Here is an 8,766-nt window from a genome sequence, read left to right on the forward strand (position 1 = left end):
TGCCGTTGACATCAACCTCCTTGGTGGCTGGCCCGGCCGCATTCGCAGCCACAGCCCAGATGAGGACGACGAAGCCGAGGGAAAGAGGACAGTATGGACGCGCGAACATGGGCCCCTCCCGATGAGCATCGGCCGACACACGGATGGCCAGCTTTGCTGCTCCTAGGAGATGACTGGCCATCGCTCAGTCGAGCTTGATTGACTGCACAGGTAAAATATACGTCGTATCCATGCCAAAACGAAGATCTTTATCTCGATATGAAGCCGAAAATGATGTTGTGATTTTAATAAACCACCGATGAATTAAATGAAATTTGATGGCAAGAATAATTTAACAACAATTCTGAGAATAGAAATTTATCTTATCAGTGCCTGGTATTTGTCGCGGACATCATAAAATCATCGGTCCGATGGCGTCTGATCTACTGATATTCCACTGATTGCGGTCGGGGCTGCCAAGCTCCGCTGCCTGCCTTTTTAACAGCGTCCAGAAGCGGTTCTCGGGTTTTTCCCCCAGGACGGCGTGAAGACGCGCAGCGCCGGCAGCCGGATGGCGACCGGCGCTATCAAGAGCGATCAGGCTGCCCGGGCTGCAGCCTCCTCGGGCCGACCGGCTGGCCGGTCCTCGTGGATGCAGGCCAGGGCTACGAGGCTGAGCACGGCGGAGCCGGCCAGGTAGTAGCCGACATGGCTGAGCCCATAGCTGGAGGCCAGCCAGGTCGCGACATAGGGGGCCAGCGAGGCGCCGAAGATGCCGGCCAGGTTGAAGGCGAGCGAGGCGCCGGTGTAGCGGACCGCGGTGGGGAAGGGGTCGGCCAGGGCAGCACCCAGCGGGCCATAGGTCATGCCCATCAGGGCCAGGCCCAGGATGCAGAACAGGAGAGCGGAGGCGGGCTCGCCCGGCTGGAACAGGCTGGACATGACCAGGCCGAACAGGCCGATCACGGCGGTGACCAGGCCCAGCACCAGCCGGCGGCCGAACCGGTCGGACAGCCACGCCGCCAGCGGGATGGTCAGGCCGAAGAACAGGACGCCGGTCATCTGGTAGATCAGGAACTCGACGCGCGTGTAGCCCAGCGCCGTGGTGCCCCAGCTCAGCGAGAACACCGTCATCAGATAGAACAGCACGAAGGTGGCGAGCGCCGCGGCCGTGCCGATCAAGACGTTCAGCTTCTGCTCGCGCAGCACGGACATGACCGGGACCGCCACCCGCTCCTGCTTCTCGATTGCCCGGCGGAAGGCCGGGGTCTCGGAGATCTTCAGCCGGACATAGAGGCCCACCCCCACCAGGATGGCGCTGAGCAGGAAGGGCAGCCGCCAGCCCCAGGCGAAGAAGCTCTCATCGGTCATGGTCTCGGTCAGCAGGAGGAACAGGCTGGCGGAGAGCAGGAAGCCGATGGGGGCGCCCAGCTGCGGGAACATGCCGTACCAGGTGCGCCGGCCGGGCGGGGCGTTCTCCGTGGCGAGCAGCACTGCCCCGCCCCATTCGCCGCCCAGCCCCAGCCCCTGGCCCAGCCGGCACAGGGCCAGGAGCAACGGTGCCGCGACCCCGATCGAGTCGTAGGTCGGCAGCAGGCCGATCAGGATGGTCGACACCCCCATGGTCATGAGGGCCGCCACCAGCGTCGCCTTGCGGCCGACCCGATCGCCGAAATGGCCGAACAGGGCCGCACCGATCGGCCGGGCGAAGAAGGCGATCGAGAAGGTGGCGAACGACTGCAGGATCGCGGAGGTGGGATCGCTGGTGGGGAAGAACAGATGAGGAAACACCAGCACTGCGGCGGTGGCGTAGATGTAGAAGTCGAAGAACTCGATCGTGGTACCCACCAGGCTCGCGGTGAGCACGCGGCGCGGGTTGTCGACGACCGGCTGAACGTTGCGGGAGTGCATCAAGATTCGTCCGAAAGGGGCCCAGGGGCTGGACCGGCAGCATGAACCGCACCGGCAAGGCCGCCGGCAAGTCTGGTCGATGGTGCAGGTCCATAGGACCGGCTTCGAGCCGATACCAGCCCCGACCGTGCGGAAATGGCGGCGGGTGGCTTCGATGCCGCGCCTTCAGCCGCGCACTTCCTCCAGGCGGCGGCGCAGGGCCGGCAGGTCCAGCACGATCATGGCGGCGCGCGACCGGCTGAGGAGACCCCGCCGCTTGAGCTCGTTGACCACGCGGTTGACCGCCTCGCGATGGCTGTCGCAGCGGGATGCCAGCTCCTCGTCGGTGGGGGCCGGCACGATCTGGACCCGCACTGCGTCCGGCCGCTCGGCCGCCGCCTCGGCCAGGCGGACGATGCCGCCGATGATCCGTACCGACGCCTTCGCCCCGTTCTCCGCGACCCGGTCGCTCAGGGCCCGGACCAGCCGCGCCAGGGACTTCAGCACCTCCTCGGCCACGCTCGGATGGGCCGTCACCAGGCGGTGGAAGCCCGCGGCGGAGATGCGCAGCAGCCGGGTCGGCTGCATCGCCTTGGCATTCGCCGAGCGCGGCTTGCCGTCCAGGGCGGCCAGCTCGCCGAACCCGTCACCAGGCTCGTAGTGGCGAAAGCCGATCTCGCGCCCGGTGAACCCGGTGGTGCTGATGGCGATTCGCCCGGAGATCAGGATGTAGACCTCGCTGCTGTGGTCGCCGGTGCGGAACAGCATGCGGTTCTTGGGCAGGGTGACGAGGCTGCCTTCCTGCAGGACGTGGCGCAGGCCCGCCTCGTCCAGCCGGCGGAACCAGCGGCACTTCGCCAGCACGGGCAGGATCTCCGCGCTGCGCGGGTGCCGCTGCAGCGTCCGGGTGTCCGGCTCGTCCGTACGGTCGACCGCGCAGGGGGGCAGCATGCCATCGGAAGCGTTCATGGCGGCAGACCCGCGCGGAGCAGACCGATGCGGAAGCGCTCCTTGTCGTCCTCCAGCGCATCGGGCTGGGTATCCATCCAGCCGCTCACCGTGAAGCCGGGCTGACGGCGCAGGACCTCGTCGCGCCAGCGGGACGCCTCGTCCAGCATGTCGAGATGAGCATAGGATGAGGCCAGCAACCGTGCACCTTCCCCGGGATCGCGCATCTTCTGGACGACCTGGATGACCCGCCGATAGTCACCCTTCTGGAAATACACGTCGCCCAGGCGCCAGAACAGGATGTCGGGCGTGTCCGGCTCCAGCTGGATCGCGCGCTCCAGCAGGGCCTCGGCCTCCTGGGTCCTGCCGGCATAGGAGTGGACGATGGCGAGCTGGGAAAGGATCTCGCTGTCGTTGGGATTGTGGCGCAGCGCGGTTTCGTAGGTGGCGAGCGCCCGGTCGAGCTCGCCGCGATAGAGCTGGACCCAGCCGAGCTCGCCATGGGCGCGCGCATCGCTCGGATCCAGCCCGATCGCGTGCTCGGCGCAGATCTGGGCCAGGTCCATCGAGCGGTCGGGCGCGTCGCTCCAGCGGTAGCGCCACTCGTGATTGTAGGCACGCGACAGGTTGCTCCAGGCGCGGGCGAAGTTGCGGTCCAGGTCGATCGCCTGCTGGAACAGGCTGCGCGCCCGCGCATTGCCGGCCGGGTCGTAGCGGTTCATCTCGTAGCGGCCGCGCAGGACCAGATGGTAGGCCTCCAGGCTGCTGGTGCCGCGGCCCAGCGCCTGGCGCTCCTCGTGGCGCACGAGGCCGCCCACCAGATGCCCGACGATCTGCCGGGTCAGCTCGTCCTGGACGTCGGCCAACTCGGTGAAGCCGCCGCTGTAGCGCCTGGACCAGGCAACGAAGCCGGTCTCGACCTCGACCAGGTTGGCGTTCAGGCGGAAATGGTCGCCCAGCAGCATGACCACACCCTCCAGGATGTAGCGCACGCCCAGCGCCCGGCCGATCTGCTGGAAGTCGCCGCCACGGCTGCGCAGGGCGAAGGAGGTGGTCCGGCCGATCACGAACAGCTCGCGGAAGCGCGACAGGTCGGTGATGACGTCCTCGGTCATGCCCTCGGCGAGGTAGGCATACTGGCTGGCCTCGCCGCGCAGGCTGAACGGCAGCACCACGATGGACGGGATGCCCGGCAGGTGGATGCGGCCGAACGGGCTGGTGGTCTCGCCCGGCTCGTCCGGCTCGCCCGGCCACCGGAGCCGCCACAGCCGCACCGGCCGCACGATGTTCTTGAGCCGGATTTCGCCGAGATCGACCGGTTCCAGCCCGTCGCCGGGCTCCAGGGTCAGCACGAAGCCGTCGGATGCGCAGATCGTGCCGGGTGCCGCTTGCTCCTGGATCCGCGCCGTCAGGTTGACCGCGTCGCCCCAGATCCCGTCGCCGTCCACCAGCACCGCGCCGCGGTGCAGGCCGATTCGGTAGCGCAGGGTCTGCTCGCCGCCTGCCAGCTCGGTCTGGATGCGGGCAGCGCAGCGGGCGGCATGGCGGCAGGTCGGGAACTCTGCCAGGACGCTGTCCGCCGCCAGATTGACGATGCGGCCCCCCTGGCGCTGAACCTCGTCCTCGAAGATCGCGAAGGAGCGCTTGAGGGCGCGGAAGGTGCCGGTCTCGTCGTGGCCCATCCGGCCGGTATAGTTCTCGACGTCGGCGTGCAGCAGCACGGCCTCACGGCGCGCGGGGCCAGCCTCGTCACGCAGCGGGCCGATACTGAACTCTCCGGGCGTCGATTCGATGGCGGGCGACACGTTCTTGTACGTTTTGCTCGAGGGCGGCGCTTCGGGCCGGGTGATCAACCCGACTACATCGTGAGAAAAATCACAGATCCAGGCTTTCACCAAGGGTAGCTTGAGCATCAGCCGGTGCGGCGTGTGTATGCAATCGATTTCTGGCCGGTGTAGCGCAGGGCTGAACAGATGACGAGCACGGCAGGAGTTGCTTCCGGAAATAGGGCCGGGATCCTGATCCGGGATGAGCAGGATGTCACCTACTTCATCCCCCTGGATGAACTGGCGAACTACCGCCTGCCGCCCGACCAGCAGTCTGGCTCCGCCATGGGCGATCGGGCAATCGACGCGCTCAATGCTGCAGCACCGATCCACCGGCTCAAGAATGCGATCCTCACCGAGGACGGCATGGAGTTCGAGGCCGACCCGACCAGTCCGCGCGGCGGCAAGGACAAGTTCAAGATCGATTCCCTCGTGGCCGATCCCAGCAGCGCGCGGGGCGGCAAGGACAAGTTCGCGCCCGGCCGGTTCGGTGACGACTGAGGCGCTCTCTTCGTTCGAGCAGCTACCATCAGCCAAGCGCTGGTGGACGGGCAGCCACCGGACCCGCCTGCCGGAGGCGACCCTGGCTGATCTCCTCCCGCATTTGCCCGCCTATGGCATCACCCGGCTGGCCGACCTGACCGGTCTGGACCGGGTGGGCGTGCCGGTATGGTCGGCGGTCCGGCCCCGTACCCGCTCGCTGTCCGTGGCCCAGGGCAAGGGGCTCGACCCGGTGCTGGCCAAGGTGTCGGCGATCGTCGAGGCGATCGAGCTGTGGAGTGCCGAGCGCCTGGAGCCCGAACTGCAGGGTTGGGCGGGCGAGCCCATGGTCACGGCCCATGACCTGCTCGGCGGCCAGCCCGGCCGGGTTCCTTGGGCCGCGGTCTCCCTGGATGCGCGGGTGGCGACGCGGCCGCGGCCGTGCGGGACCTCGAATGGCCTGGCAGGCGGCAACTGTCGTGACGAGGCGCTGCTGCACGGCCTGTGCGAACTGGTCGAGCGCGACGCGCTGGCGCGGGCGGGCGCGACCGGCCAGATCGCGGGCGGGCTGCCGAGGATCGACCCGGACAGCGTCCATGACAGCCAGGCCAGGCGGCTGATCCGGCTGCTCGATGAGGCCCACGTGCTCCACGCAGTCTGGCGCCTGCCGGCCTGCGTGGACCTGCCGGTGTTCCTCTGCCACGTCATGGACGCGACCGAGCTGGGTGACGATGCCCGCGGCTGGGCGCACGGCTCGGGCTGCCATCCCGATCCGGTGGTGGCCTGGCTGCGGGCGGTGACCGAGGCGCTGCAGGCCCGTCTGACCCATATCTCCGGAGCACGCGACGATACGGGCTGGGACCGCTACGCACCCCTCGACCCGGACCGTGTCCAGCGGCAGCGTCGCATCCTGCGCGAGGGCCGGGACCTCCTCCCGCTGCCCGCTGCCGGCGCACTGGGTCCTCACGACAGCCTGGCCGACGACGTGGCGGCGGTGCTCGGGGCGCTGCGGCGCGCCGGGATGGGGCCGGTGCGGGCCGTGGACCTCCCGGCCGGACCGGCACCGGTCGCCGTGGTCAAGCTGATGGCGCCGGCCCTGCGGGAGCCTGTCCACTGAACCGCGCAGTGATCTTCGCCGGACCGAGCCTGCATGGGGTGACGCCGCCGCTGCCGGACGGGGTCGAGCTGCGCCCGCCTGCAGCGCTGGGCGATCTGTGGCGCGCGGCCGAAGCCGGCTTCCGGATCCTGGGGCTGATCGACGGCCGGTTCGGCGACGTCCCCGCGCCCTGGCACCAGGAGATCCTGGCAGTGCTGGACACGGGCGCCACCGTGCTCGGCGCCGCCAGCATGGGGGCGCTGCGCGCCGCCGAGCTGGACAGCCTGGGCATGATAGGGCTGGGCCGGGTCTATGCCGACTTCCACTCGGACTTGCTGGTCGCCGACGACGAGGTCGCGGTGGTGCACGGTCCGGCCGAGACCGGATTCGCCCCCGGCAGCGATGCCCTGGTCGACATTCGTGCCACGCTCGATGCCGCCAGCGCCCGGGGCGAGATCGCCGTCCACGAGGCGGTGCTGCTCATCGAGGCGATGCACCGGATCTGGTTCCCCGAGCGCAGCCGCGCCCGGCTGGTGGCAGAAGCCCGGACGCTGCTCGGCCCGGCGCGCGCAGAGGTGATCCAGGAACTGTGCGCGCAACGCTGGGTATCGGTGAAGACCGCCGACGCGCTGCTGCTCGTGGACGAGGTCGTGGCACTTCAGGCGCGGGGCCTGCCGGCGCGGATGGGCGGCGTCGCGTTCGAGGAAACCTTGCCGTGGCGTGCGGCGCGCCTGACCCTGCCCGGCGGCAACCCCATCGATCGCCCCACGGAGGAGCCCATGCCCAGCTGGTTCGACCGTCCCCCGCTCACCGCGCCGGACCGGCGGCCCTGGGCACTGGCGCTCTATGTCGGCGCCGATAACGACCTCGCTGCCGACGTGGGCGGCGACATCGACGAACTGCGCAGCACCGGTGCCAGCCCCAAGGTGCATGTGGCCGGTCAGGTGCACGTGCCGGCCTGCTCGGTGTCCGGCCGGTTCCTGCTCGGGCCGAAGGCGGAGGGCGAACTGCGGGCACCCGTCGAGATAGCACCTTTCGGGCCGCGCAACTCCGGCGATCCCGCGACGCTCACGGGCTTCCTGGAATGGAGCCTGGTGGCGCTGCCGGCCGACCGGCGCGCCCTGGTCATGTGGGGCCATGGCCGCGGCCTGTCGGTGCTGGGCGACGACACCGAGGGCGGCTGGATCGAGCTGGACGAACTCGGGCGGGCCTTTGCCACCGCCGGGCTGGACACCGACCGCCGCCTGGCGCTCCTGGGCTTCGATGCCTGCATGATGGCCAGCGCCGAATGCCTGGTCGAATGCGCGCCGTTCGCGGACTGGATCGTTGCCTCCCAGCAGGTGGTGCCCGACGAGGGCTGGGCCTATGACGCGATCCTCCAGGGGCTGGGCACGACGGTGCCGGAGCCCGAGGCGCTCGGGCGGCTGATCGTGGACAGCTACGTGGCCGACCATGGCAGGCGCCGCCAGGGGGACGTGGACATCGCCCTGCTCGACCCCGACCCGGCCGGCGACCTGGCCCGCGCCGTGGGTGCCCTTGGCGATGCGCTGGTCCCGCTCCTGGAAAAGAACGGCAAGGCGATCGATGGCCAGCGCATGCTGGCCCGCACCTTCCGCAACGGCGAACTGGTCGATGTCGGCGATGTGGCGGATCGGCTTGCCGCCATCTGCGACGACCGGCGCCTCCAGTCGGCGGTCCGGTTCCTGAAGGAGCAGCTGGCCGCGACCGTGGTGCACCAGCGCTCGATCCGCGGATTCGATGCCCAAGGCCTGGCGCAGCCGGACCCGGCACGCTCCGGCCTTTCGCTGGTCTGGCCGCGCATCGCCGGCGCCTGGCAGCGCCTGCGCCCAACCTACCAGCGCCTGCGCCTGGTGCGCGAGGGCGGGGAGGGCTGGGTGCGCTTTCTGGACGCAGCGCTCGGTCCTGGCACGGCCTGACGTCATGTGATCAATGTCACAGACCGACGGCCCGGTAGGGCATACGTGGTTCTCGTGCCTCCCTCGCACGTGATTCTTCGAGATCCGGCCGCCGAGCGATCAGTCCCCCCGTAGCTCGGTGGCCGGCTTTTTCTCAGGCGGCACACGATGCCGCTCCCGGGCTTGACGCCCGGCCGCCCCCGTCGCCACGATCGATCCTCGAACGCCCATCCGGCCTGCGCCCCATGCGGTCCGCGCGTGGGGCGCCTTCAGGGGATCCTTCGCGATGGCGTCGACCGACGCGCTGTTCCAGCCCTTGACCATCCGCAACTGCACGATCCGCAACCGCGTGATGAGCACCTCGCATGCCCCCTCCTACGGCAAGGACGGCATGCCGCAGCTGCGCTACCAGCTCTACCACGAGGAAAAGGCCAAGGGCGGGATCGGGCTGACCTCGGTGGGTGGCTCCTCCTCGGTGGCGCCGGACAGCCCGGCCGCACTCTGGAACCAGCTAGACATCGGCGAGGACAAGGTCATCCCGTTCCTCCAGGAGTTCAGCGAGCGCGTGCACCGGCACGGCGCCAAGATCTTCTGCCAGATCACCCATATGGGCAGGCGGACCCGCTGGGAC

Annotated in this window: 6 protein-coding genes and 1 pseudogene; 4 read left to right on the forward strand and 3 right to left on the reverse strand. The window is 69.2% G+C overall.

The features are described from left to right. Window positions 1-576: 576 nt before the first annotated feature. From VNS22_RS17940 to VNS22_RS17950, 3 genes are all read right to left on the reverse strand, one after another. Window positions 577-1,890, reverse strand: coding sequence for an MFS transporter (locus VNS22_RS17940; protein WP_325734808.1), 1,314 nt, complete (start codon window positions 1,888-1,890; stop codon window positions 577-579). 165 nt (window positions 1,891-2,055) lie between these two features. Continuing rightward, entirely contained in the window at window positions 2,056-2,838 is a 783-nt protein-coding gene (locus VNS22_RS17945; RefSeq protein ID WP_325734810.1) for a Crp/Fnr family transcriptional regulator, read from the reverse strand. Beyond that, complete coding sequence (locus VNS22_RS17950) at window positions 2,835-4,622, reverse strand: adenylate/guanylate cyclase domain-containing protein (RefSeq protein ID WP_325734811.1); 1,788 nt, start codon at window positions 4,620-4,622, stop codon at window positions 2,835-2,837. The genes VNS22_RS17945 and VNS22_RS17950 overlap by 4 nt, the downstream gene beginning before the upstream one ends. Window positions 4,623-4,790: 168 nt before the next feature. Between VNS22_RS17950 and VNS22_RS17955 the strand changes: the two genes are divergently transcribed. The 4 genes and pseudogenes from VNS22_RS17955 to VNS22_RS17970 all read left to right on the forward strand — a co-directional run. Then, complete coding sequence (locus VNS22_RS17955) at window positions 4,791-5,144, forward strand: hypothetical protein (protein ID WP_325734813.1); 354 nt, start codon at window positions 4,791-4,793, stop codon at window positions 5,142-5,144. Continuing rightward, window positions 5,134-6,240, forward strand: coding sequence for a YcaO-like family protein (locus VNS22_RS17960; protein ID WP_325734815.1), 1,107 nt, complete (start codon window positions 5,134-5,136; stop codon window positions 6,238-6,240). The genes VNS22_RS17955 and VNS22_RS17960 overlap by 11 nt, the downstream gene beginning before the upstream one ends. Window positions 6,241-6,248: 8 nt before the next feature. Beyond that, on the forward strand, window positions 6,249-8,156 hold the full coding sequence (locus tag VNS22_RS17965; protein WP_325734817.1) for a TfuA-like protein: 1,908 nt from the start codon (window positions 6,249-6,251) through the stop codon (window positions 8,154-8,156). A 265-nt stretch (window positions 8,157-8,421) separates the two neighbouring features. Continuing rightward, window positions 8,422-8,766: pseudogene (locus tag VNS22_RS17970) on the forward strand (N-methylproline demethylase); the annotation flags it as partial.

Source organism: Geminicoccus sp., assembly GCF_035556675.1.
Classification (GTDB): Bacteria; Pseudomonadota; Alphaproteobacteria; order Geminicoccales; family Geminicoccaceae; genus Geminicoccus.